Below are 24,497 nucleotides of genomic sequence, written 5' to 3'. Positions count from 1 at the left end.
GTGCACAGCTGTGGATGAACCCCGAAGTTATCCACAGATCGCTGATAGGCGCCGCGGAAAACCTGTGGACGACTAGACTGGGTTCGGGGACGCCCCCCGTGGTGGGTGGGGGCTGCCACCAGGTGTGGTGGGTGTCGGAGTGGTGGGGCGCAAGCGGTTGTGGCTGGGTGGTGAGGGCGGGTAAGTGGTGGAAGGACTCTGGTTGGGTGGGGGCTTGGTGGGGTGTGGATGTTGGGGTGGAGGTCGGGGTTCTTGGGCAGGTTGCGTGGGGTGCGGGGTGGTGGATTGTTGCTCTGGGTAATCGGGCTGGGAGGCCGGTGAGGATGAGGAGACAGGCGGTGGTCAACTCCCTGAGCCCACCGCCGGTGGTGCAGAGCCCTCGCGTATCGAGCAGAAGTTGTCCACTGCCCGCGTTGCAGAACTGAGGTGCGCCGAGACGTCTGCGCCGGAGCTAGCCGTACCGAAACGTAGCTGCGAAAAAGTAGCTCTGAGCCAAGACTGGCCGAAAGCCACCAGGACGGACCGAAGCCGCTCGACCACCGAGGCCGAGAGCCAGCCAAGCCCGAGCCGCCCTGAGACCAGCAGCTCCCCCGGCGAATGCAGGCCAAAGCCGAAACGGGCCCCACCGGAACCCAGGACAAACGCCCGAGAGCGCCGGCTATTCAGCCCGGGCCAGCTCGTGGGCCAGGACGTCGGCGAAGGTGAAGGTGCCGGTCGGCTGGTCGCCTTCACCGAGGAGGTAGAGGCGTTTGACGGCGATCAGGATGCCTTCGGCCACGACGTCACGGAAAGCGGGAGAAGCCAGCCTGCCGGAGTCGTCCGGGTTGGTCAGGTAGCCGATCTCCACGCGGACCGCGGGGCAGCGGGTGCGGGTGAAGATCTCCCACGTCTTGTAGTGCGTGCGGCAATCTCGGAGGCCGGTCCGGGCGACTACCTCGCGCTGGATGAAGCCTGCCAGCAGTTCGCCCACCGTCGACGTGGTGCCGTTGCCGGTGCCGAAGTGGAAGCTGGCGATGCCCTGGGCCCGCGGAGACGGGTTCGCGTCGTTGTGCAGGGACAGAAACAGGTCGGCGCCGGCGTCGTTGGCGAAGCGGGCGCGTTCGAAATCGCTTGGGCTGTGGTTGGGGCCGCGGGAGATCAGGGCTTCCATGCCGGTGGCTTGCATCCGGCCCTCCAGGCGGCGGGCCAGGTCCCAGGCGATATCGGCCTCGCGCAGGCCGCCGGCGACCACGCCGAGGTCCTCGCCGCCATGACCGGGGTCGATGACGATGCGCTTGCCGCGCAGGCGCGGGCCGGCGCGGCGTACCTGCTCCTGCTCGCGCAGGAACACCGGGCGGCCGCCGCGGGCGCGCGGAGAGGACAGGCGGTGCAGCTCACGAATGGTCGCCGGGCCGCAGATGCCGTCGGGGGTCAGCCGCATGTCGCGCTGGAAGGTACGCAGTGCGCGTTCGGTCTGCGGGCCGAAGTAGCCGTCCGGCCGCCCGGCATCGAAACCCAGCTCGGTGAGCCGCTCCTGCAACGCGAACACGTCGTCCCCGTTGACCGGGGACGAAAGCAGGTACTGCAGCGGACGGCTCCCCAGGTGATAGCTCGCGCCCTTCATCGCCTGGAAGGTCGCCGCGCCCACCACCCCATCGGTGATGAGCCCGCGTCGCTGCTGAAAGGCCCGCACGGCCTGCTCCACGGCACCGTCGAAGGTCGCATAACGGTCGGTCCCCGCCACCGGCGGCAGCAGGTCCATCCCGGCGAGAATCGACCTGATCTCGGCGACTTCCGAACCGGTGTCACCGCGGCGGAGTACCCGCATGCACTCCTCGCTCTTCCTCGGGCACCGAAACAGACTCGATGCGAAAACAAAAATCTGTGGCTGGGGGGTAAGCCCAGGCATCCATTGTGCCCTGCGAACTCTGGGTGAGGACGTAGGCCCGGCCGGTATGCCGCTCTCGTGGGGGAGCCCCCGTGGGGGAGAGACCCTTGGCACGTCTGCGTGATCATCACCATGTGGGGGCCGCTCGAACGGGTGAGAACCCGGGTCTGTGGGCTGGTTCCCGCAGGCCCGGGTTCTCACCGGATGGTCGATTCAGAGTACGTCGGACAGATCCGACAACAGCGCGGCCTTCGCCTTCGCGCCCACGATCTCCTTGACCGGCTTGCCGCCCTGGAAGAGGATCAGCGTAGGGATCGACATCACTTTGTAGTCACGCGCTGTGTTCGGGTTCTCGTCGATGTCAAGCTTCGCGACGGTCAGCTTGTCGCCGTTCTCCGCGGCGATTTCCTCCAGCACCGGCGCGACCATCTTGCACGGTCCGCACCAGGTCGCCCAGAAATCCACCAGGACCGGCTTTTCGCTGGTCAGCACGTCGTCCACGAACGACTTGTCGGTCACCTTGACGGTATTGCCCATGGGTTTGTCTCCTTCGCCTGCGGTGGGAAGTGGGGGAAAACTTGCGAAAGGTCAGTGCTCGCCGCTGCCGACCAGCTCGGGCACCTCTGCGTGCTCGGCCAGCCATCGCTCCGCGTCGATCGCGGCGCTGCAGCCCGAACCCGCGGCCGTGATCGCCTGCCGGTAGGTGCGGTCCACCAGGTCGCCGGCCGCGAACACGCCGGGCAGGTTCGTGTAGGTCGTGCGGCCCTGGGTGCGCACATACCCGTCCTCGTCCACCTCGACCTGCCCGCGCACCAGCTCGCTGCGCGGATCATGGCCGATGGCCAGGAAGAAACCGGTGACCTCAAGGGTCTTCTTCTCCCCGGTCTTGGTGTCTTCCACCCGCAGGCCACGCACGGTGCCTTCGCCCTCGACGCCGGTCACCTGCGTGTTCAGCTGCCACTTGATCTTCTCGTTCGCCCGCGCGCGCTCAAGCATGATCTTCGACGCCCGGAACTCGTCCCGCCGGTGCACGATCGTCACGGACTTGGCGAACTTTGTGAGGAACGTCGCCTCCTCCATCGCCGAGTCGCCGCCGCCGGCGACCGCGATGTCGTGGTCACGGAAGAAGAAGCCGTCACAGGTCGCGCACGCGGACACGCCGTGGCCGAGCAGGTCCTGCTCGCCCGGCACGTTCAGGTACCGCGCGGCCGCGCCCATCGCCAGGATCACTGCCCGCGCCGCGTAGCGCTTGCCGTTCGACACGACGTACTTCACGTCGCCGGTCAGCTCCAGCGACTCGACGTCCTCCGCACGCAGCTCGGCGCCGAAGCGCTCGGCCTGCTTGCGCATCTCCTCCATCAGATCCGGGCCCTGGATGCCATCGCGGAAGCCGGGGAAGTTCTCGACCTCTGTGGTGGTCATCAGCGCACCACCGAACTGGGTGCCCTCGAACACCAAAGGGGCCAGCTCGGCCCGCGCCGCATACACCGCGGCGGTATATCCGGCCGGACCCGAACCCACGATGATCAGGTCCCTGATTTCCTCGCCCGCCACCCGTCAACCTCCGCTCGTAGCGACCAGTGCTTCTGGCTCAACACGATGGTAGGGGCCGGTGTTCCCGGCGGTGACGCCCGCTACTACCGGCCGCCGACGATCCGGTCGAACAGCTTGTCCGGACGCGCCGGTCCGCAGTCCGCGCCGAACGCGACCAGCCGGAACTGGGCGAGCTTGCCGGTGGTGTAGATGACCAGCACCCCCGCCTTGCCCGCCACATTCACCGGGCGGACGCCCTCGGGCCGCACCTTCGGGTCCAGCCCGGCTGCCGCGACGCACGTGTCGAGCCGCTGCTCGTCGTGCAACGGGCCGAAATCGCGGACCCCGACGCCACCGCCGAGCAAAGCCTCGGCTCCACCGCCGTCGCCGGACACGGACGGGCCGCTCGCCGCCGGTGTGGCCACGTTCGGCGTGCCGCTCTCGGAGCCCGGCACGGCGACCACCACCGCGACCACTGCGGCGGCGGCCGCGGTCAGGACCCCGCCTGCCCAGCCGAGCCGCCGGTTGCGCCGCCGCCGGGCCGCCGACAGGTCCACCACCGGGGCAACCGCCGCGGGCTCCGGAAACGTGGCTCCCGCCGGGGTTTCGCCGCTTGGGTGCCGGTGCGTGGCGGATTCCGCGGCCAGCGCGGCGTCCAGACGGGCCACGTACTCCGCAGGCATCGGCGGCACGGGCTCGGTGGCCAGTGCGGACAGGTCCGCGGTGGTCGCTTCGAGTGCCTCGATGATCGCGCGCGCCTCGGGGTCGGCATCGACGCGCGGCCACAGCAGGGCCGCCTCGTCCTCGGTCAGGACCCCGGCGTGGAGGTCGGCGAGCAGGTCCACGGACCAGGGCGGCCCGACGATCCCCCCTGCTCCCCGGCTCTCGTCGGTCATCGTCCCTCCCCGTTCCCCGGTGAGCCCTTGGCCCGCCCGGCACTTCGGGACTCCTCCGAAGTGGCGTGCTTGCGTTTGCTTTCGTTAGTTGAGACGCCTGCCGCGCCATCCGGGTTCCGCAAGTGCCCGAGAACCTTCGCGAGTTTGCCCCTTCCGCGCGCGCACCGGCTCTTCACCGTGCCCTCGGCGATCCCGAGCAGTTTCGCCGTCTCGGCCACCGAATAGCCCTCCACGTCGACCAGGACGATCGGGGCGCGCTGATCCTCGGGCAGCTGGTCGAGCGCCTGCCGCACGAGCAGGCTGGTCTCCCGTTGCGCCATCGAATCGCCGGGCGCGGCCGGTTCGTTGAAGCCGGCTTCGGGCAACGGCACGGTCGGGCGGGCCTGCCGGCGCCGGATCCGGTCGAGACAGGCGTTCACCACGATCCGGTGCAGCCACGTGGTGACCTGCGATTCGGCGCGGAACTTGCCGGCCGCGCGGAAGGCCGAGATGAACGCCTCCTGCAAGGCGTCCGCGGCCTCCTCCGGATCACGCAGGGTGCGTAGCGCGACCGCCCACATCCGGTCCCGGTGCCGTCGGACCAGTTCACTGAACGCCTGCGGATCACCGGCGGCATGCGCCGCTATCAGGTCCGCATCCGTGGGAGCTGCAGCCGTCACCCGCGAGAGCCTACTGAGTCCCGCCGCAGGCTCACTGTGCAGGCAGGAAGCTCACATCCCCGAGTTCGCTGAGGAAGCCCTTGCCGTCGTTCTGCCCCAACTGGGTGATCCAGACGACGAAGAACTTGCCCTCCGCGGGCTGCTGCAGGTCGATCCTCGTTTCGGTGCCCTTCAGCTCGCCGCTGCCGACCACCTTCGTGTCGGCGAGTTTCGCGGTCTTGCTGTCCGCGCTGCGGATCTCCACCTTCGTGCCCGGACTGTCCGCGGTGATCTTCACCTGCGCGAGCTTCACCGGGTCACCGAACGACGCCATGATGCCCACGCCGGGCTTCAGCGCCGGGAACTGCTGCTGGTACACGTCGGTGCGCCAGACCGTGCCCGGGTCGCCGTCTATGGCGTTCTTCGCCCGGCCCGGGTTGTCCCCCTGGCCCTCCGGGTTGTAGACGCTCGCCGAATCCGGCTTGACCGGATCGCCCACCTTCGGCGCGGCGGGCGAGGAGGGCGGCGGCGCCGGCTGGTTCGGCGCCGGGGCGCTGGTCGTGGGCGTGGCCGCGACGTTCAGGGTGGGCCCGGCGGCCTTGTTGTCCCCCTGGAACAGGTTGATCAGCATCAACCCGCCCCAGGCCAGGATCACCACGGTCGCCACGACCAGCACGGTGACGCCGAAGGCGAGCTTCCGTCGCCGCGCGACGTCCTTCACCGGCTTCTTCGTGGTCCAGATCGTGCCGTCCGACTCGCCCTCGGGCTGGCCGACGGCCTGGATCAGCTGGGTGCGTTCCTCGTTCTCGGCGACCTGGTCGAGCACCCGCAGGATGGCCGAGCTGGTACGGATACCGCCGCTGCCGCCGTCCTCGATCGTGCGCACCGCCAGCGACGAGAGCTCCGCCGGCACCGTGGGCACCAGCGACCGCGGCGGGACCACGTGGCCCTGCGGGGTCAGCGGTGCGGCCGGGATGGCGGGTGGTCCGCCTGGCAGCGCCCACCGGCCGGTGAGCAGCAGGTACAGCACCGCGCCGAGGGCCTTGACGTCGTCGCGCAGGGTGGCTTCGGGCAACGGTCCGGGAAACGCCAGCTTCAGCGCACCACCCGGGGTGAGCCGCAGCCGCTGCGGATGGTCCAGACCGAGCACGAGACCGTTCTGGTGGGCATGGTCGACCGCCTCGGCGAGCGCCTGCACCATGCGTGCGGCCGCACCCGGTGCGACCGGCCGCTGCGCGACCAGATCGACCAGATCACTGCCCTTGGTCCACTCGGCGACCACGACGCCGAGCAGCCCCTCGCCGGAGGTGACCCCGCTGCCGAGGCTGAGCACGTCCAGCACCCGGGCGACCCCGCCGTGGCCGAACTTGGACGCGTGCGCCGCCCGCTCCAGCGTGCGCCGGGCCTGCCGGGCCGCCTCCGGATCCGCCGGATCGCCGACCAGCAGGGTCAGCGCCACATCCCGTTTCAGCTGCCCGTCGCGGGCCCGCCACAGATGCGCGGCGGCCCGTTCGTCCACCCCGAACTGGGCGAGCAGGCGATACCGGCCGTCTCCCACGACCCGCCCAGGGGCCAGCGAGCCGCCCCGGGCACGGATGCCCGCGCGGTCCGCCTCCCCCGCCTGAACGTTTCGTCTCGTGTCCACGCTTCTCTCCTGCGTCGCGATCCCGGAACCGAGGGTACCCGGATCAGGCCCGCGGGAAGGGTCGTGAGTCGTGCATCAATCGTTACCCGCGCTTGATCAACCGCTGCAACCGCGAGGTGGCGGGCTTGAGTTCCTCGACCTTCAGCGCGATCAGTACCCCGAACGAGACCACGGTCCCCACGAGGCTCTGCAGGATCAGCTTCACCCAGGCGCTCAGGGTCGGGCCGAGCGAGCCGGGCACGACCTGCCCGGCCAGCCACGCCGCGCCGATGCCGAGCAGGCTGGCCACGACGGTGAACAGGATCACCCCGATCACCCGCTTGCTGCGCAGGTTGCCGAGGGTGAACCACAGCCAGACCTGGCCGAGCATCGCGCCGATCACATAGGTCAGCGCGTTGACCATCATCACGCCGAGCACCACGCTGTCCCCGTTGAGCACCACCGGGCACAGGAACAGCAGCGGCACCTTGACCACGGTCATCACGATCATGATCAACGTCGGCGTGCGGGCGTCCTTCATCGCGTAGAAGACCCGCATCTGGAGCATCACCAGCGCGTAGGGCAGCAGCGCGAAGGCCGAGATGGCCAGCGCCTGCCCGAGCCGCTCGGCGTTCTCCAGCGAGCCCTTGCCGAGGGTGAACATCGCGACACCGATCGAGGAGCCGACGATGGTCATCACCGCGGAAATCGGCATGAGCGTCACCGTGGAGATGCGGGAGGCGTAGGACAGGTCGCCGATCAGCTTCTTCGTGTCCCCGTCCGCGGCCGCCCGGCTCAGCCGCGGCATGATCGCGGTCAGCAGGGAGACCCCGAGCACGCCGTAGGGCAGCTGGAACAGCAGCCAGGCGTAGTTGTAGGCGGTGACACCGCCCGCGGTGCCCTTGGTGAGCACCCGGGTGGTGATGGTGAGGCCGACCTGGCTCACCGCGACGTACCCGACGACCCACAGCGCGAGGCCGCCGAACTCCTTCATCCGCTTGTCCAGACCCCAGCGCCAGCGCGGGCGGAAGCCGGAGCGCAGCAGGGGCGGGATCAGGATGAGCGCCTGCGCGGCGATCCCGGCGGTCACGCCGATGCCCAGCGTGAGCACCTTCGGATCGGTGATCGAGGGGTGCTCCGCGTCGATCGAACCCGGCATCACCCACAGCACCAGGATGGTGAAGATGACCACCATGTTGTTGATCACCGGGGCCCAGGCGGTCGGGCCGAACACGTGCTTGGCGTTCAGCATCGCCGAGACCAGGGCGAACACGCCGTAGAAGAAGATCTCCGGCAGCAGCAGGTAGGCCAGCGCGGTGGTGAGGCCGGGACTGGCCTGACCGGACGAGTCGATGTAGAGCGAGGTGAACGCTGGCGCCGCCGCCACCGCGATGATCGTGCCGCCCAGCAGCACGGTGACCCCGACGGTCAGCAGCCGTTGCGCATAAGCCTGCCCCTTGTCCGGATCGTCCTGCGAGCGCACCAGCAGCGGCACCACCACACTGGTCAGCACGCCGCCGAGCAGCAGTTCGAAGATGATGTTCGGCATCGTGTTGGCGACGTTGAACGAGTCGTTCACCACGCCGGTGCCGATCACGACCGCGAGCAGCAGCTTCCAAAGGAAGCCGGTGATGCGGCTGATCAGTGACGCGATCGCCATCCGGCCACTGGCCTTGGCCACCGACGGCGCCTTCGCCGGAGCCGGCTGCTCGGCCTCGCCCGGTTCGGCCGGACGGGCCGGTGCCAGGTCCTTGATCCGCGGCATGACCTGGGTGGCCAGCGCGTCGTACGGGCGCATCACGTCGGGGTCGGCGGTCGGCCAGCGCGAGGCGGGCATCGGTACCCCGGCGGTGCGCGGGATGAACCGCGTGGCCTCCGGGTCCCGCATCGCCTCTTCCTGCCACGGCCGGATCGGCGCGCCGGGGCGCGGTCCGCGGCCGCGGTGCACCGGCGGGATCTGCTGCGGGCCGGAGGCCGGGGCGGACGCCGGTGGTGGCGTGCCCGGCTGCGGCAACGGCGAACGGCCCGACGGCGGCGGAGTGTGCGGCCCACCGGGTACGCCCGGCGGCGGAGTGTGCGGCCCACCGGGTACGCCCGGCGGCGGAGTATGCGGCCCACCGGGCGGCGGGGTATGTGGTCCACCTGGAGGGGGCGTGCGCTGCCCACCCGGTGGCGGGGTATGCGGTCCGCCGGGCGGCGACGTGTGCGGCCCGGTTGGCGGCATCGGCTGCTGTGTCGTCGGCGACGGCCTGCGACGTGCGGGCGCCGCGTTCGGCGGCACCCCGTTGCGGGTGGACTGCGGCCGTCCGTTCGGCGGCGGCTGGCGGCGCTGCGAACGGTCGGTGGGCATCGGCCGTTCGCCGGAGGGCTGGCCGGACACCGGCATCCGCCGTGTGCCGCTGGCCGGGGGCTGGCGGAGTTCACCGGAGGCCGGACCCTCCGGCGGGGGCTGGCGCCGTGCGTCGCGGACCGCGCGGCGCGGCTGGCCGCCGCGCTCCTCGCGCCGGGGCGGCGCACCGTCACGCCGAGGACGGCCCGCACGCTCGGGTGGTTGACCCGGCTCTTTGTCCAACGCGCGCCCAATCCTCGACTACCCCTGGTCCGCTGTCATTGTGGCAGCGTCTGCTCAGGGTAGGCGGGAACGGCCGGATGCACCCGGCCCGGCCGGTACTCAGCCCGAACGGCCGCGTGCCGCCCGGCTCTCCTTGACCCGCCGGTAGATGCGCCGGGAGGACAGCAGCAGCAGTGCGCAACCAGCCACGACGGTGCCGATGATGGTGATCGAGCCGTACTCGGTGGAGGTCATCTCGAAACGCGCGGTCGAGCCGAGCACGGCACCCGCCGGGGTGGTCAAGGACACATCGACGCTGAGTTTGCCCGCTCGCAGTGCCTCGATCTGCAGATATTCGTTCTTCCCGCCCTTTGCCGGAAAAGACCGATTCTGCAGCTGAGAGGGATCGGCCCGTACTCCGATGCTGTCGGTCAGCGAGATCCGCGCGGTGATGCCGACCGGCAGTTCATTGCTCACGTACACCGGCAGCGGCGCGGCACCGGAGGCAAGCGCAATCGTTTGCCTCGGCTGTTCCACGGTGACCTGATCGCTGATCGCGGCGAGTTCGGAGGTGGCGTTCGCCGCGGCGGAGGCCGGCGGCGAACCGTCGAACACCGTCGAGCTGCCGCGGACCAGGGCGTCGCGAACCGGTGCGATGATCGACTTCGGTTCGACGCGGTGGGTGGTGTCCATCCGCATCGCCGACATCATCCGGGTGGCTTTCGTGCTCAGGCCGGACAGCTGCTCGGCGATCGCGGCCCCGCCGTCCCCGGGCGCGTGCCGTTCGGTGGCGAAGGACGCGGATCCGGTGGGTGTCACGTGCAGCAGCTGGTTCAGTGACGAGCTGTTGATGACCTGGTGGCCGTCCAGTTCGCCGAGTCCGGTGAGGAAGGTGTTCAGCTCCTCGGCCGGCACATCCCACCGGCGAGGCGGGGCGACCAGGAGGCTGACCCCGTTCGCCGCTTCGGTACGGCCGAGCCCGGCCTCGAAGGCGATCGCGGCGAGCCCGTTCTGGGTGGCGACCGCACGCTGTGTCGCACCGCTGAGGGTGGTCGGCGCTTGCGGGCCGGGGGTGAACCCGGCGAGCGCGTTCGCGATGATCCCGTCCGTCGGCTGCGCCCGGACGTTGCCGGGCAGCGTCACCGCGCCGCTGAGGGTCCCCGCGTCACGGCTCGCCTTCAGCAGGGACCCGTCGGTGAGCACGGTGCGATAGCCCGCCGCGGATGCCGCCGACAGCGCTTGATCGTCCAGTGATCCGCCCGGCCACAGCACGTCGGCCTGGGGTTCGACGCCGAGCAGATCCTTGATCGCCGACGCGCCGCCGAGCGCGGTGGTCATCAGCCCGGCATCGGGATTGCCGGCCGCGTCCCGGACCTTGCCGAGCGTGGTCAGGTCGGCGTCGCCGAACGGCATCGGCACCACGCAGCGGTCCTTGACCAGCGCACGCAGCGAGCTGAGCCAGTCACGGGCGACGGTCGCGCCGGTGCCTTGCGCACCAGCGGCGAGGTAGCCGCGGCTCATCGTATCGACGGTGCGCAGCAGGTCCGGGTCGATGGCGAAGCACAGCGAGCTGCCGACCGGGTTCGACTGCGCCGCGCGCGCCGCGGAGACCAGCGCGTCCAGCCGTCCGTTCGGAGCAAGCTCCTTGGCCAGGGAATCGTTGGTGAGGTTCAGCTGCCTGCCGTATGCGGCCGAGGCGACGTGCACCGTGCTGTCGGCGATCGGCCACAGCATGGTGACCTTCGCGTTCCGCGGGGTCGCGCTGCCACCGCGGCCGGGGCCGGACAGCACCGGCACCAGCAGGCTCACCGCGGCGAGCCGGGCGGCCCCGCCGAACTCCGGGGTGCCGTTCACGTTCACCAGCAGCGGGTAGACGCCGGGCCGGGCGAACACCCCGGCCCGCTGCCCGGTGAGCGGGACCTGCAGGTCGAGCCGGGTGCTCTGGCCGGGTTCCAGGGCCGGCGCGAGGATGGTGAAGTCGGTCAGCGGAATGTCCTGGACCGGCTCCCCGTTCAGCACGCCGGACATCGCCCGGGTGCCGTTGATCCGGTCGCCGACCTGCAGGCGGGCCTGCGGCCGGTCGATCCGCCGGTCGCCGATGTTGGTCACCGTGCCCGACACCTGCAGTTGCGTGCTGGTGCCGGTGAGCACACGCGGGGCGAGGTGGTCCAGGTCGACCCGCAGCCGCGGCGGTTCCGGGGACGGCTCCTGCTGCGCCTGCGCCGGTGCGCCGAACAGTGCGGCGGCGGCGAGGACCAGCAAGGACAGCAAGAACGCGGCGGGCCGCTTCACTCGGGTGCTCCGTCTCAGGCGAGCTTGTCGGGGGCGATCAGGTCAGCCGCCTTGCGGACCAGCTTGCGCTCGTCCGCGTAGGCGAGGATGGTCTCCAGTTCGGCCACCGGAACCCAGGCCACCTCGGTGACCTCGACGTCCTCGTCGGAAAGTTCGCCACCGGTGGCCTCGAGCAGGAAATGGTGCACGGTCTTGTGCACCCTTCGCTGCTGGGCCACGAACCAGTAGTCGATGGTGCCCAGCGGGCGCAGCACCCGTGCCGAGATACCGGTCTCCTCCTTCACCTCGCGCACCGCGGTCTGCTCCACTGTCTCACCGTCCTCGATGTGCCCCTTCGGCAAGGACCACAGCAGTCTGCCCTGCCGGTCGAGCCGGCCGATCAGCGCCGCGTGTTCCCGCTCGTGGTCGAGCACCAGCCCACCGGCCGAGGTCTCGTCGACCGTGGTCAGCCGCCTGCCGCGCGGGCGCCGGCGCCGCTTGCGCGGTTTCGGCGCTCCGGCCCGGCCGGCGGATCCAGACATGCTGCGATGCTAGAGCAAACGGTTGCCCGGGTACTCTGGCTCTCCGTGTCCGTGTCCGGTGGTGCCCGTAGTAGTGGTACCCGTTTCGTGGTGGGATTCAAGTGAGCAACCTGGTCGCCCAGCAGAACGCGGTGACGGAACTGATGCGAGTGTCCCCTCTTGCCGATGAGCTGGCGGAACGTTTCGCGCGCGCCGGCCACAGCCTGTACCTGGTCGGCGGCAGTGTGCGCGACGCGCTGCTCGGCAGGCTGTCGGCCGATCTCGACTTCACCACCGACGCCCGGCCGGACCGGGTGCTGGCGATCGTCAACGACTGGGGCGACGCGGTGTGGGACGTGGGCATCGCGTTCGGCACGGTCGGCGTCACCAAGAAGGGCATGACGCTCGAGATCACCACCTTCCGCGCGGACAGCTACGACCGCGTCGGCCGTAACCCCGAGGTCACTTTCGGCGACACCATCGAGGGTGATCTGCTGCGCCGCGACTTCACCGTCAACGCGATGGCCATCGACCTGGTCACCAAGACCTTCATCGATCCGCACGACGGGATGGACGCGCTGCGGCTCCAGGTGCTCGACACCCCGGCGACCCCGCAGGAGTCCTTCGCCGACGATCCGCTGCGGATGTTGCGGGCCGCCCGCTTCGCCGCGCAGCTCGGCTTCACCGCGGCCCCGCGGGTGGTCGCCGCGATGACCTCGATGGCCGCGCAGCTCGAGCGGATCACCGCCGAGCGGGTGCAGGCCGAGCTGTCCAAGCTGCTGCTCGCCGCCGATCCGCGGCCGGGGCTGGAGCTGCTGGTGGACACCGGGCTCGCCGAGCACGTGCTGCCCGAGCTGCCCGGGATGCGGCTGGCCATCGACGAGCACCACCAGCACAAGGACGTCTACCAGCATTCGCTCACCGTGCTGGCCCAGGCGATCGACCTGGAACAGCGGCACGAGCCTGTTTCCGGGCCGGACCTGGTGCTGCGGCTGGCCGCGCTGCTGCACGACGTGGGCAAGCCGGCCACCCGCGAGTTCCAGCCCGGTGGCGGGGTCAGCTTCCACCACCACGAGGTGGTCGGTGCGCGGATGGCCCGCAAACGTTTGCGGGCGCTGAAGTACCCGAAGGAAACCATCGAGGCCGTCGCCCAGCTCGTGTTCCTGCACCTGCGGTTTCACGGCTACGGCGGGGGTGAGTGGACCGATTCGGCGGTGCGGCGCTACGTGACCGACGCGGGTGAGCTGCTGCCCCGGCTGCACAAGCTCGTGCGTGCCGACTGCACCACGCGCAACCGGCGCAAGGCGGCCGCCCTGCAGGCCACTTACGACGAGCTTGAGGCGCGGATCGCTCGGCTCAAGGAGCAGGAGGACCTCAACCGGGTCCGCCCGGATCTCGACGGCAACGAGATCATGCGGCTGCTCGGGCTCTCCCCCGGTCCGCAGGTCGGGCAGGCCTGGAAGTTTCTCAAGGAGCTGCGGCTGGACCGCGGTCCGCTGGAGCACGACGACGCGGTGGCCGAGCTGAAGAAGTGGGCGCGGGACCAGGGCATCACCCCGCCCGGCTGACTCCCGGCCGTGGATGAGCGGCCGGTGGCTGATGGCGCACGATCTCCGTTCGGCCCTGGTCGCTGCCTCGCGCACCGGCGATACTTGCTCGTCCGGCGGGCCGGGGGTGCCCGGCGATCGGGGGGAATCGATGACGGCGCAGGAGCGCGAGCGGCCCGATGGTGGCCCGAGTTTCCTGGTCACCCTGCTGCGCCGGGGCACGCCCGCGCTGGCCACCGCGACCACCGGGCTGTCCGACGAGGTCGCCGATCCGACCCCGGTGCGGGCCTTGCGGCGGATCTCCCGGATGGCCGGTCCGGTCGATCCCGGTTTCCAGGACAACCTGCTGCTGCGCGCGGCCCGCTACGTGGCGCTGGTCCCGCTGGCCTATCGGCTGATCGCGGTGTCCGGGCAGTTCTTCGGCTACCTCGCCACGCGCGGCTCGGCCGGGCTGGCACCGGTCGCGGTGGTCACCGCCGGCTCGGTCGCGCTGAGCCTGTTGGGCGTCTACTGGATGCTGCGCAGAGCGCCGTTCCGCAGCGACCGCACCGCCTGGCTGCTGGCCGGGGATCTGGTCGCCACGCTGGTGTTCGAGCTGGTCATCGGCGCGACCGTGCCGAGCGGGGCGTTCCACGACGCGCTCGCCGTCGCGGACAAGCACCTCCTCGGCAACATCGCGTTGCTGACGCTCGCCCTCGGGATTCCGGCCGGGCTGGGGCTGGCTGTGCTGAGCTTCCCGGTGCGGCTGCTGGTGGGCGTGATCAACAGCGGGACGGCGGATCTCGCGCAGGCCGGATCGCTGTACCCGCCGATGCTCGGGGTGCTGTTCACCGCGGCCGGCGCGCTGATCATGCTCGGTCTCGGTACACGGCTCGCGCTGGCCTACGGCATCCGCAACGGGCGGCTCGCTGAACGCGCGCGGCAGCATCGGATGCTGCACGACACGGTGCTGCAGACCTTGGAGGCCATCTCACTTGGTCCGGGCGACGCGCCGGGCCGGTTGGCCGAGGTGCAGCGGCTGGCCCGCGTGCAGGCGATGCAGCTGCGGCAGGCCATCGAGGCGGCCGCCGCGCACGAGACCGAGGAGCGTTCGCGGCCGCTGGGCGCGAAGCTCACCGCGCTGGCCGCGGAGATGGCGCGCGACGGGCTGCGGGCACAGCTGGTGGTCTCGGAACTGGATGAGGACACCTTGTCCGAGGTCCGGCAGATCGCGATCCGCGACGCGGTCCGGGAGGCCATGCGCAACACGATGAAGCACTCCGGCACCGACCAGGTGGTGGTCCGGGTCGAGGAACGCGACGGCGGGATCGCGGTGATCATCCGGGACCACGGCACCGGGTTCAGCGCGCGGGACCGGCCCGCTGGCTTCGGTATCAGCGAGTCGATCACCGCCCGGCTGGCCGAGGTGGGCGGCACCGCGGGGGTGGAATCGAGTCCGGGCAGCGGAACGAGGGTGACGTTATGGGTGCCGAACTGAGCGGGGTCGCCGGTGCGCTGGCCGCCTGTCGCGACGGGGATCCGATGACGGCCGCGCGGCTCGCCGGCCGGTCCGGCACCCGGCTCGGGGCCGAGCTGGCGCACTACCTCGGCCGCGTCGGGGCCGGTTCGGTTTACGACCAGCCCGCGGCGTTCACCGCGTTCATCCGCGGCGGCGGCAACGTGCGGTTGTACGAGCGGCTGAGTGAGGAACTGGCCACGATGTACGACGAGCTGCGCCCGGCCGCGGTGCTGGATCTCGGCTGCGGTGACGGTCTCGCGGTCTCGCCCGCGTTGTCCCGCACGCGGTTCCGGCCGTCGCGGATCGACCTGGTCGAGCCCTCGGCGACGCTGCTGTCCGCGGTCGAAGTGCCTGGTGCGCACCGGTTCGCGGCGACCGCGCAGGAGTTCCTCGCCGCGAATGGTTCCACGTGGAACCTTGCGCAATCGACCTTCGCCCTGCAGTCGATCCCGCCGGACGACCGGGCGGACGTGCTGCGGGCCCTGTGCCCGCGAACCGGCCGGCTGCTGCTCGCCGAGTTCGACGTCCCGGCGGAACCGGCCGACCAGGCGGGGCGCCTGCGTTCCCTGGCCGAGCGGTACGAACGGGGCCTCGCCGAGTACACCGATCAGGCTTCCTTTGTCGCGCAAGGGTTTCTGCTGCCCGTGCTGCTCGGTGTGGTGACCGGGGAGAGTCGCACGAACTGGGAGCACCCGGCCACGGACTGGGCCGGGCAGCTGACTGCCGCCGGGTTCACCGAGGTGACCATCACCCCGCTCTCGGACTACTGGTGGTCGCCCGCGGTGCTGCTCACCGCCCGCGGTTCACAGTCGGGATAGCGCCCCGGCCTCCGCGTGCTGTGCGATCGGCCGCGGCAGCAGGTACGCGGTCGCGCCACCGGGCTGCGGTCCCCAGGGCGCGGTGACTCCGGTGAGCACCCGGAGCGTGCGCTGCATGCGGTATTCGTGCCGTTCGCGCTCCCGGTCCGCGGTCAGCGAGGTCTCCACGAACCGCGTGTCCGCCGCGTGCACCAGGTTGCCGTGCTCATTGCCGAACCGGACGACCTTCGTACCCGCGGGCAGTGCGACCAGCCGTTTGGCTCGGTAGAACGAAAGCGGCGGCTCCCCGCGCAACGGCAGGATCGGCCAGTCGGCGGGCTGGTCGGATTCGTCGGTGCCTGGCACCGGGAGCAGCAGCAGCGTGCCGAGCAGGTATCGCGCCGCATCCGCGAGCGTGCCGAACGGCACCGGCTCCACCGACGGCGGACGGGAAACCTCCCAGCGGTTGTCCGCTCGCCGCAGGGTCCACACCCCTTCGGCAGGCACCTCGCTCGCGCCGATCCGGTAAGCCGACGCGGGCACCCCGTACTCGGCGAGCCGCTGTTCCAGCAGGACCAGGGTCTCGGCCGCACGCAGTGGCCGCGCCGGGTCGCCTTCTCGCAGCGCCTTGGCGAGCCGACTGTCGTCCGGCAGGTCGGCCGTCGAACGCGGTGGCCGCGGCCTGCCGAGCACATCCGCCTCGGCGGTGGCCCGCACCAGTTCCCGCACCAGCGGCGGACGGAACCCGGTGGCGCGGATGTGCTCGACCAGCTCCGGCTCCGGCGGCACGCCGTATTTGCGCAGGTAGTGCGGCACCGCGGCGGGCCAGATCCAGCTGCCGTCGGTGTGGAAGGCCTGCGGTACGTCCGGTGGGGCGCCGGGCGGGGCGAACAGGTCCGCCTGCGGGGCAGGCCGGTGCAGCACGACCGGCGCGCGGAACAGATAGTCGAGCACTCCGCGCAGCTGATCCGGCGGCACCGGCGGCCGGTTGATCACCGGCCGCTCCCCCTCGTTGTGCCCGTCCACCACGCGGGCCTGGCGGAAGGTGTGCTCCAGCGGGAGCCCGGCCTTGGTGGCCAGCCAGTCCGGCAGGTGTTTCGGCGTGCGGGGGAACCGGGTCAGCTCGGCCTGATAGGCCTGCTGCGCGGGCCGGTCACCGTCGATCGGCGGCAGCCGCCAGTCGGGTTCGCGGTCGGCGTCGAAGTCGAAATCGAACTGCGATTCGGCATCGAGGGTGAAGGTGCCCTGGAACCAGGTTCCGCTGTCCGGCTGGTACATCGCCGCGCGCAACTGCGCGAACAGCGAACTGAGCCGCGGTGACGCGGACAGCGCCACCGACACCGGGCCGTTCTCGTCGCCGACCGCGCGTACCTCCAGTTCGGCGTACGAGCCGACCTGCCGGAACTGCGCGGCCACCTTGGTCCATCCGCCCGGCACCCCCCGCAGCGTGCGGCCGATCGCGCGCAGCAGTTTCGTGTGGTCGCCGCCCTCGGTCGCCGGCTGCGGTTCCGCGTAGTCGTGCCGGGTCTGCCACAGGCCGGTCAGCCGCTTCGCGGGCACGGTCACCGAGAACTCGGTGAGCCCGAGTTGCGCGGCGCGCGCCGGATCGTGCCGCGTCCAGCGCAGGGTCAGCTCGGTCTGGTCGCCCGGCGCGATCTCGAACAGCTCGTCCTCGTACTCGCCGTGGCTGCGCAGATCGAAGGTCGCGGGCACCTCGTTCGCGAGCACCAGCCGGGCCGGACGTCCCTCGTGGTCGCGGTCGAAGTCCTCGGGTACTTCCTCGTCCGGCAGCACGGTCAGCAGCAGCGTCCCGTCGGTGGTCGACCGCTGGGCCGCAAAAGTGCGATCTTCCAGCTGGACGTACAGACCGTCAGGGCGTTCGCTCGCCTCTACCCGGTAGCGCACTCTGCTTCCTCCCCGAAACCCCAGTGTGAGCGGCCTCGAACTTAGCCGAGTCCGCCGCCGCACGCCGACGAGGTGGTCGAATCGGGCGGCTGCCGCCGGTGCGCGGGTCAGTGCCTCGGGTAGCGCTGCGACCAGGTCGTGCCGAGCTGCTGCAAGGCCGATCGACGGTCGAAATGCCACAGCGCGTCGGTGGCCAGCTGTTCGATCAGGTGATGCAGCTCCAGCTGCTCGATCCACTTGGCGGGCAGGCCGGGGATGCCGACCCGGGCGCCGAGCAGCGCCCCGGTGAGTGCCCCGGTCAGCGCGCTGCGCCCGGAGTGGTTCACCCCGCGCAGCAACGCCTGTTCCGGGTAGTTCTCGAAGCCCGACAGCGCGGCGAACGCGCGGCCGAGCACCGCCAGTGTGCCCAGCCCGTCGCCGATCAGCTCGGGCATCCGCAGGTCCGGCAGGCCGTGTTCGCCGAAGAACGGCACCGATTCGGCCACCATCGCCTGCACGGCCGCCCAGCCGGGACCGGCCTGCGGGTGATCCGTGAGCACCTCCCGGGTCAGGTTCCACACCGGGTAGCTGAACGAGTCCTTGGTCAGCGCCAGCTCGAACAGCCAGGCCAGGAAGGTGGCCGCGGCCAGGTCCTCCTCCTGCCGGTGGGTCACCGTCACCAAGTCGTACACGACCTGCGCGACGCCGCCGCTGAAGCCGGTGCCGGGTCCGGCTGCGGTGAGCACCGCGGGCAGCGCGCCGATCAGCGCCGCGGGACCGACCATCGGAGCGGCCTGTGGTGCTTGGGTGACCAGTGCGTGGTACGCGTTGAGCTCGGCGTCGTCGGCACCGCGGCGGACGTGCAGGTCGGGCACCTTCACGAGCCAGCCGTCGGTGTGCTCCAGAGGCGCGCCCTGGGTGTGCAGCCAGCGCAGCAGCGCACCGCGCACGACGCCGGGGAAGAGCTGCTCGATGTTGCGCGATTCCGGCTGTTCCCGGTGCGGGCTGCGGATCACCGCCTCGGTGTAGAACAGCAGCCGCTGGGTCAGCGAGCCGATCCGGCCGGGCTGGTCGAACGCGATCGGCAGGTCCGTGACGCCGTCCGGGCCGAACCGGGCGACCAGCTCGTCGAGCCGCATCCGGTCCACCGCGGTGCCCAGCGCCTCGCCGAGCGCGAACCCGGCGTACGCGCCGACGACGCGCTGCCAGCCGTAGCGGAAGTTCTCCAGCTCCGGCAGCGGGTACTTGCCGAAGGTGTCCAACCGCGGTACGACCCGGCCCTCGTTGTCCCAGCACGGGGCGAGTCCGTCGGCGCCGAGTTCGTTCGGCGTGCCGGGCACCGGCTCGGGTTGTTCGAGCCGCCGCAGCCAGGACTGGCCGAGGACCGTCCGGCGGCATTCCTCGGTGGTCAGCTCGAAACCGTGCCGGCGGGCGCGTTCCGCGGCGGTGGTGGGCGGATCGACCGGCGCGGCCAGCCCCATCTGCGCCGCGGTGTCCGCGGCCAGCCGTGCCAGGTCCTCCTCCGCCTCCGGGCAGCGGCCGTGCCGGTCCACCCGCGGTTCGCCGCGCGGGAAACGCCGGGCCACGTCCGCGAGTTCCGGCCCGGTGACGTCCTCGAAGGTGGCCGGGCCGCCGTTGATCACCAGGTTCGGCGGGTGCTCGAACTCGGCGAGGGTGGCCAGATCCACGTGCCACCAGGCGTGTTCCCGGGCGGGCAGGTGCCGGGTCGAGCTGAACACGCGCAGCTCGTTGCGTTCCTCGGAGAAGTAGAACCGGTCGGTGGAACCGGTCTCGACGTCCAGCGGGACGTACACGGTGCAGCGCAACAGGCCGATCAGCAGCTGCTCACGGGAGAGCCAGCCGACGCCGGCGAAGGCCAGCAGGGTCTCCAGGATGTTCTCCGGCTTGGGGTAACCGCGGCGGATCGGCCCGGCGCGGTAGGCGGGGTTCTCCCGTTCCTGCCCGGTCTGCTGGCCGTCGTTGTCCACCTTCACCCAGCCGGCCACCGCGGGCAGCGGCACGCCCAGCTCACCGAATCCGGCCTTCACGTACTCCGGGTCGACCACCTCGCGCCAGCTCTCCTGGCCGGGATAGGCCACCGGGGTGCTGAGCCCGCCCGGCGACGGATGTGCCTGGCGCAGCTCGCCGTCCGGCTCGCGCACGACCACCGACGGCGCTGGGAAGAGTTCCTTGTCCGGACGGCCGTCGTCGAGGAAAGCGACCGTGTTGTAAGGGATGGACCAGCCTTCCGGGACCCGCAGCACGCGGTCGTGGTCGACGCGCAGGCCACCGGGGCCGGCGACCGTGGGGCCGTGCACGGCGCGCAGCCAGTCGCCGACCTTCTCCATCGCTTCCGCCGCTTCCACCTACTCGATCCTTTCCAGGCTCCCGTCGGACTCGTGCTCCGCGATCGGCTTCGGCAGTACGTACGCCACCGCGCCACCCGGCAGGTTCGCCCAGGGCACCGTGACTCCGGTAATCACGTAAAGTGATCGTCGAAGCCGAAAAGTGGTGGTCACTCGCTCTCGTTCGAGTGGCAGTGACGTTGTGGCGAACCGTACCTCCTGCTGATGGACCAGGTTGCCGGGCTCTTCCCCGAATCGCAGGACGACGGTACCTGTCCCCAATCGGGTGAGTCTCTTGTTTCTCAGCAGCGTGAGGGGAGGGTCACCCGGGGTGGGCTGGATGGGCCAGTCGCCGACTTCCTTCGCGGTCTCCAGCGGGGTCTCGCGTCCGCCGGTCGCACGGGCCGGATACAGCAGCAGCGCGCCGAGCAGTTGCTGCGCGGCCGAGGCGAGGTCCGGAAACTGGTGCGCGGCACCGTCCGGCGCGGTCACCAGCCAGCCGGAGCCGCCCCGGTACAGACTCCAGGCGCCGGGCTCGGGCGTCCCGATCCGGTAGGCCCGCGGCCACACGCCGAGCGCGTCGAGCCGGTTTTCGAGCTGGGCCAGCAGCTGTTCGTCGGTCAGCTCGGGCTCGGGGTCCGTCTCCAGCTCGGCGGCCAGATCGGCGGCGGTCGGCGCCACCTCGGCCGGCTCCGGACGGGGCCGCGGACGGCCGGCGAGATCCGCTTTCGCGGTGCGGCGCAGCAAAGGCGCCACATGCGGGGGCTGAAAGCCCTGCTCCCGCATGTGTGTCAGGAACGCCGGTTCCGGCGGGATGCCGTGCCGGCGAAGCTGGCCGGCCACTTCGGCCGGCCAGATCCAGGTGCCGTCGGTTCGGTGTCCCCCGCCGACCTCGGCCTCGCGTTCCAGGTACTGCAGCACGAGCGGGCGTTCCTCGGGCGCGAGCGCCGGGCGTTGCATCAAGGCCGTGGCGGGGCGGGCGTGCCGGAATTCGAAGGTGAGCGGCAAGCCGACCCGCAGCCGCCACCAGTCCGGGATGTACGCGTCCTCGCGCGGAAACGTGGCCAGCTCGTCGCGGTAGACCGACGACGGGGGCGGGGTTGTCCACGACGGGTCGACGTCGGAATAGAAGTCGAAGTCGAACGAGCCGTCCGGGGACAGCACGTACCGGGCCTGCAGCCAGGTACCGCGGCCGTGCCGGTACATCCCGGCCCGCAGGATGGCGAATCGCTCGATGATCCCGGTGCTCGCCTCGGTGTTGCCCGGCCGCACCTCCAGGTAGTCGCCGAGCTGGGCGAACCCGATGCCGGCCGGGGTGGCCGGCGCGGACTGCCGGGCGCGTACGAGCCGCCCGATCTCGGCCAGCAAGGTGTGCCGCTCGCTCTCGGTGAGTGTCGATTCCACGCGAATCAGGGTTCAGGAACCGCGCCGGCGATTCTGCGGCACGGCCCCCCGCGGGCGTACCCGGCGGGGCGTCGGCCGTGGCGCGGGCATCGGGTACCCACCGCTCTCCGGCCGGTCCGGGATTCCGGTCAGCTGCTGCACCAGTGTCTGCACGGTGGCCGCGAGCTGCGCCGGTGTGGTGCGTTCGAAGGCGTCCGGTGTGAACTCGAGCCTGCCGAGCGTGCCCACCCCGCTCACCGTCGCCCGGACCAACCCGTCCGGTGAGGTCAGCACGTGCGGTGTGACCTCAAGGTGCCCATGGTCGTCGCCCGCAGTAGTCACGGCGTCCCCTCGGGTGTGGTCAACTGGGCCGATTGTCACTCTTTCGAGTGGCGCGGTCAGCGTAAGGCCTGGCACCGGGTCATGACCCGGGCTCCGGTCCAACGGTTTGCGGCAGCGAATCCTCTCCGCCGGCACCGCGCCGCCGACCGGCCGCGGGCGGCCGGAGAAGGCGAACCGACGCACTCGATCGCCTCTCGGCGGCTTTGCGCAGTGTGGCTCCAGCCGGACGGTATTCCACAAAGGCGGTTCTTCAGTGAGCCCGGGGGACACGAAGTGCGCCGGTCCACTGTGCCCAACGAGGCCGATGTGGCTGGTGTTCCCGTGCCGGGCGGATTTCCCGGCACCGGGAGTGGGATCATGGCAGGCGTGCCAGCGGACGCCGAGGTCGAACCGGGAACGCTCCTGGTCGCCGCCCCCACGATGTTCGACCCGAACTTCAAGCGGACCGTGGTGTTCGTGATCGATCATCGTGCCGAGGGCACGCTCGGGGTGGTGCTGAACCGCCCGAGTGACGTCCCGGTGCACGACGTGCTGCCCGGCTGGGGCGGGCACGTCGCCCAGCCGCAGTCGGTGTTCGTCGGCGGGCCGGTGGAGAAGAAGACCGCGCTGTGCCTGGCCGCGCTGCGGACCGGCGAGACCGCGGCGAGCGTGCCCGGGGTGATCGCGGTGCGCGGCCCGGTGGCGCTGGTGGATCTGGACACCGACCCCGACGTGCTGGTGCCGAAGGTGCGTGGCGTGCGGGTGTTCGCCGGCTACGCGGGCTGGGACTCGGGCCAGCTGGCGAGCGAGATCGAACGGGAGGACTGGGTGATCGTGCCCGCCTTGCCCAGCGACATCCTCGCCTCGCCGGACCACGATCTGTGGGGACAGGTGCTGCGTCGGCAGGGCGTCCCGCTGGCGCTGCTGGCCACTCACCCCGGCGACCTCCAGCGCAACTGACCTCGTCACAAGGCTGTGAAGGGACCCTTCACGGACTCTGATTCCGTGAAGGGACCCTTCACGGAACTTCGAGGAACTCAGGATCCCGAGGAACTCAGGATCCGTCGGTTTTCGACAGGACGCCGCAGCCGCCGGCACCGCAGGCGCAGCCGCTGCATCCGGCCGGGGTGGCCGGCGCGGGGGCGGGCACGCTCAGCGCGGCGCGGGCGCCGAGCCGGGCACCGGCGACGACCATGGCCAGGAGGCCGAGCAGGCCCACGACGGCGGCCGCGATGAGCCCGGCGGTGGTGGGCATGGCCAGCCCGGCCAGCCCGGCGACGATCGCGACCGCGCCGCCGGCCAGCGTCGGGATGCCGGCCACGCGGTTCGCCAGCTTGAACGCGGCCTCGCTGCGCAGCGAAGCCGCCGTGCGGACGCCGGTCCCACCGGCGCGGGTCAGCCGTTCGCGGACGCCGAGGAAGCCACCCCAGCCGACGACGGCACCGAGCACGATCGGGACGAGCGCGATTGCGAACACCCGCAAAGGATAAGCGTGACCTCCTGGCAACGTGGTGGATACCCTCGTCGGCTGTGCTGCAGACCATGTCCTCCTCCACGCGCCGCCGGGCGCTGGTCACCGCCGGGCTGCTCGCCGGCGCGCTGCTGACGGCTCCCGCGGCGAGCGCCGCCGAACGTCCGATCCGGTTGCTCGGCGAGCAGATCGTGCCGCACAACCTCCAGTTCCAGGGCACCACCGTCGGTGGGCTGTCCTCGATCGACTACGACCCGCGGACCGGCGAGTACGCGTTCATCTGCGACGACCGTTCCGCGATCAATCCCGCGCGCTTCTACACCGCGAAGTTCTCCGTCAACCGCCATGGCCTCGGCCCGATGACCTTCACCGGCACCCATCCGCTGCTGCGCCCGGACGGCACGCCCTACCCGCCGTTGGCGCAGAACGACCCGTCCGCGCCGCAGAACGAGCAGACGATCGACCCCGAAGAGCTGCGCGTGGACCCGTGGACCGGGCACTACGTGTGGTCGCAGGAAGGCGACCGGCTGACCGATCCCCCGAACCTGATCCAGCCGTCCATCCGGGAAGCCACCAGCGACGGCCGTTACCTGCGGGATCTGCCGCTGCCCGCGAACGAGCGGATGACCCCGGACGCCGGCCCGCGCCGCAACTACGTGCTCGAAGGGCTCGCCTACACCGGCTTCGGCACGTTGCTGGCCAGCGAGGTCGAGGCTCCGCTGCTGCAGGACGGCCCGCCGCCCACGCCGACGTCGGGTGCGCTTTCGCGGATGACGCTGCAGACCCGCGGCGGCCAGGTGCTCGCGCAGTACGCCTATCCGCAGGAAAAGCTGTTCGCCACGCCGGTGCCCGCCAACGGGTTCGCCGACACCGGGGTGTCCTCGATGCTCGCGGTGGACCAGGCCGACCCCACGAAGTTCCTGATGATGGAGCGTTCCTTCGTGACCGGCTTCGGCAACAAGGTACGGGTGTTCGAAGTGGACACGAAGGGCGCCACGAACGTGGTGCACACTCCTTCGCTGGCCACGGCGAAGATCAAGCCGGTCAAGAAGAAGCTGCTGCTCGACTTGTCCGGCTTGCCGGTATCGAAGGTGGACAACGTGGAGGGACTCACCTGGGGGCCGCGGCTGCCCGGCGGCGAACGCAGCCTGATCTTCGTGAGCGACAACAACTTCTCCGCGTCTCAGGTGACTCAGCTCATCGCCGTGGCGGTCCCGTCGGAACGGCTTTGACCTGGCCGTTAGACTGCACCCATGAACATGGCTCGGCTGCTCCTTGGCCGGCCGCGCTGAGCTGGTCGAAATGACCCGGCCGGTGCGGCGGACCCCTCATGCCCTCGAGGCCTGGGGG

20 protein-coding genes are annotated in these 24,497 nt (G+C 70.9%); 6 read left to right on the top strand and 14 right to left on the bottom strand.

Annotated elements, in window-relative coordinates:
• Positions 1 to 658: 658 nt before the first annotated feature.
• The 7 genes from D5S19_RS05925 to murJ all read right to left on the bottom strand — a co-directional run bounded on the left by D5S19_RS05925 (position 659) and on the right by murJ (position 8,446).
• Complete coding sequence (locus tag D5S19_RS05925) at positions 659 to 1,807, bottom strand: N-acetylmuramoyl-L-alanine amidase (protein ID WP_098512425.1); 1,149 nt, start codon at positions 1,805 to 1,807, stop codon at positions 659 to 661.
• 273 nt (positions 1,808 to 2,080) lie between these two features.
• Positions 2,081 to 2,404 carry a thioredoxin gene (trxA, locus tag D5S19_RS05920; RefSeq protein ID WP_098512426.1) on the bottom strand — a complete coding sequence of 108 codons (324 nt, stop codon included), beginning with the start codon at positions 2,402 to 2,404 and terminating at the stop codon, positions 2,081 to 2,083.
• Between the two features lie 51 nt (positions 2,405 to 2,455).
• Positions 2,456 to 3,421 (bottom strand): thioredoxin-disulfide reductase, encoded by a 966-nt coding sequence (gene trxB, locus D5S19_RS05915; protein ID WP_120022302.1) that lies wholly within the window; start codon positions 3,419 to 3,421, stop codon positions 2,456 to 2,458.
• An 83-nt stretch (positions 3,422 to 3,504) separates the two neighbouring features.
• On the bottom strand, positions 3,505 to 4,296 hold the full coding sequence (locus D5S19_RS05910) for a hypothetical protein (protein ID WP_120022301.1): 792 nt from the start codon (positions 4,294 to 4,296) through the stop codon (positions 3,505 to 3,507).
• Positions 4,293 to 4,955 (bottom strand): RNA polymerase sigma factor SigM, encoded by a 663-nt coding sequence (gene sigM / locus D5S19_RS05905; protein WP_120022300.1) that lies wholly within the window; start codon positions 4,953 to 4,955, stop codon positions 4,293 to 4,295. Before sigM ends, D5S19_RS05910 begins: the two co-directional genes overlap by 4 nt.
• 31 nt (positions 4,956 to 4,986) lie before the next feature.
• The gene (locus D5S19_RS05900) at positions 4,987 to 6,579 is read right to left on the bottom strand and encodes a protein kinase family protein (RefSeq protein ID WP_120022299.1); all 1,593 of its coding nucleotides are present in this window, start codon (positions 6,577 to 6,579) and stop codon (positions 4,987 to 4,989) included.
• 82 nt (positions 6,580 to 6,661) lie between these two features.
• A complete protein-coding gene (murJ, locus tag D5S19_RS05895; protein WP_233573743.1) occupies positions 6,662 to 8,446 on the bottom strand; it encodes a murein biosynthesis integral membrane protein MurJ in 1,785 nt (594 codons plus the stop codon).
• Between the two features lie 265 nt (positions 8,447 to 8,711).
• Here murJ and D5S19_RS32350 point away from each other — a divergent pair, with 265 nt between their 5' ends.
• A complete protein-coding gene (locus D5S19_RS32350) occupies positions 8,712 to 9,113 on the top strand; it encodes a hypothetical protein (protein WP_199730366.1) in 402 nt (133 codons plus the stop codon).
• Positions 9,114 to 9,229: 116 nt separating this feature from the next.
• Here the strand turns inward: D5S19_RS32350 and D5S19_RS05885 are convergent, their stop codons facing one another.
• Together D5S19_RS05885 and D5S19_RS05880 are read right to left on the bottom strand one after the other, a co-directional pair.
• A complete protein-coding gene (locus D5S19_RS05885) occupies positions 9,230 to 11,401 on the bottom strand; it encodes a DUF6049 family protein (protein ID WP_120022298.1) in 2,172 nt (723 codons plus the stop codon).
• Positions 11,402 to 11,415: 14 nt separating this feature from the next.
• Positions 11,416 to 11,922 (bottom strand): NUDIX hydrolase, encoded by a 507-nt coding sequence (locus tag D5S19_RS05880; protein WP_120022297.1) that lies wholly within the window; start codon positions 11,920 to 11,922, stop codon positions 11,416 to 11,418.
• A 101-nt stretch (positions 11,923 to 12,023) separates the two neighbouring features.
• Between D5S19_RS05880 and D5S19_RS05875 the strand changes: the two genes are divergently transcribed.
• From D5S19_RS05875 to D5S19_RS05865, 3 genes are all read left to right on the top strand, one after another.
• On the top strand, positions 12,024 to 13,469 hold the full coding sequence (locus D5S19_RS05875) for a CCA tRNA nucleotidyltransferase (protein WP_120022296.1): 1,446 nt from the start codon (positions 12,024 to 12,026) through the stop codon (positions 13,467 to 13,469).
• A gap of 130 nt (positions 13,470 to 13,599) precedes the next feature.
• Positions 13,600 to 14,925, top strand: a complete 1,326-nt coding sequence (locus D5S19_RS05870) for a sensor histidine kinase (RefSeq protein WP_120022332.1) — start codon at positions 13,600 to 13,602, stop codon at positions 14,923 to 14,925.
• Positions 14,910 to 15,764 carry a methyltransferase domain-containing protein gene (locus tag D5S19_RS05865; RefSeq protein WP_120022295.1) on the top strand — a complete coding sequence of 285 codons (855 nt, stop codon included), beginning with the start codon at positions 14,910 to 14,912 and terminating at the stop codon, positions 15,762 to 15,764. The genes D5S19_RS05870 and D5S19_RS05865 overlap by 16 nt, the downstream gene beginning before the upstream one ends.
• On the opposite strand, the gene D5S19_RS05860 is transcribed toward D5S19_RS05865, so the two are convergent.
• The 4 genes from D5S19_RS05860 to D5S19_RS05845 form a co-directional block, all read right to left on the bottom strand.
• Positions 15,750 to 17,648 (bottom strand): TNT domain-containing protein, encoded by a 1,899-nt coding sequence (locus tag D5S19_RS05860; RefSeq protein ID WP_120022294.1) that lies wholly within the window; start codon positions 17,646 to 17,648, stop codon positions 15,750 to 15,752. The two genes, D5S19_RS05865 and D5S19_RS05860, sit on opposite strands and share 15 nt — an antisense overlap.
• Before the next feature lie 107 nt (positions 17,649 to 17,755).
• Entirely contained in the window at positions 17,756 to 19,993 is a 2,238-nt protein-coding gene (locus tag D5S19_RS05855; RefSeq protein WP_120022293.1) for an ADP-ribosylglycohydrolase family protein, read from the bottom strand.
• A complete protein-coding gene (locus D5S19_RS05850) occupies positions 19,994 to 21,376 on the bottom strand; it encodes a TNT domain-containing protein (RefSeq protein WP_120022292.1) in 1,383 nt (460 codons plus the stop codon).
• Positions 21,377 to 21,388: 12 nt separating this feature from the next.
• Positions 21,389 to 21,697 carry a YbaB/EbfC family nucleoid-associated protein gene (locus tag D5S19_RS05845; protein ID WP_120022291.1) on the bottom strand — a complete coding sequence of 103 codons (309 nt, stop codon included), beginning with the start codon at positions 21,695 to 21,697 and terminating at the stop codon, positions 21,389 to 21,391.
• Between the two features lie 357 nt (positions 21,698 to 22,054).
• Here D5S19_RS05845 and D5S19_RS05840 point away from each other — a divergent pair, with 357 nt between their 5' ends.
• The gene (locus D5S19_RS05840; RefSeq protein ID WP_170069778.1) at positions 22,055 to 22,636 is read left to right on the top strand and encodes a YqgE/AlgH family protein; all 582 of its coding nucleotides are present in this window, start codon (positions 22,055 to 22,057) and stop codon (positions 22,634 to 22,636) included.
• A 94-nt stretch (positions 22,637 to 22,730) separates the two neighbouring features.
• Here the strand turns inward: D5S19_RS05840 and D5S19_RS05835 are convergent, their stop codons facing one another.
• Positions 22,731 to 23,153 (bottom strand): SdpI family protein, encoded by a 423-nt coding sequence (locus tag D5S19_RS05835; protein WP_120022290.1) that lies wholly within the window; start codon positions 23,151 to 23,153, stop codon positions 22,731 to 22,733.
• Between the two features lie 65 nt (positions 23,154 to 23,218).
• Between D5S19_RS05835 and D5S19_RS05830 the strand changes: the two genes are divergently transcribed.
• Positions 23,219 to 24,379, top strand: coding sequence for an esterase-like activity of phytase family protein (locus tag D5S19_RS05830; RefSeq protein ID WP_120022331.1), 1,161 nt, complete (start codon positions 23,219 to 23,221; stop codon positions 24,377 to 24,379).
• Positions 24,380 to 24,497: the final 118 nt, after the last annotated feature.

Source organism: Amycolatopsis panacis (assembly GCF_003600245.1).
GTDB classification, from domain to species: domain Bacteria; phylum Actinomycetota; class Actinomycetes; order Mycobacteriales; family Pseudonocardiaceae; genus Amycolatopsis; species Amycolatopsis sulphurea.
This window is presented reverse-complemented; position numbering and strand designations above follow the sequence as displayed.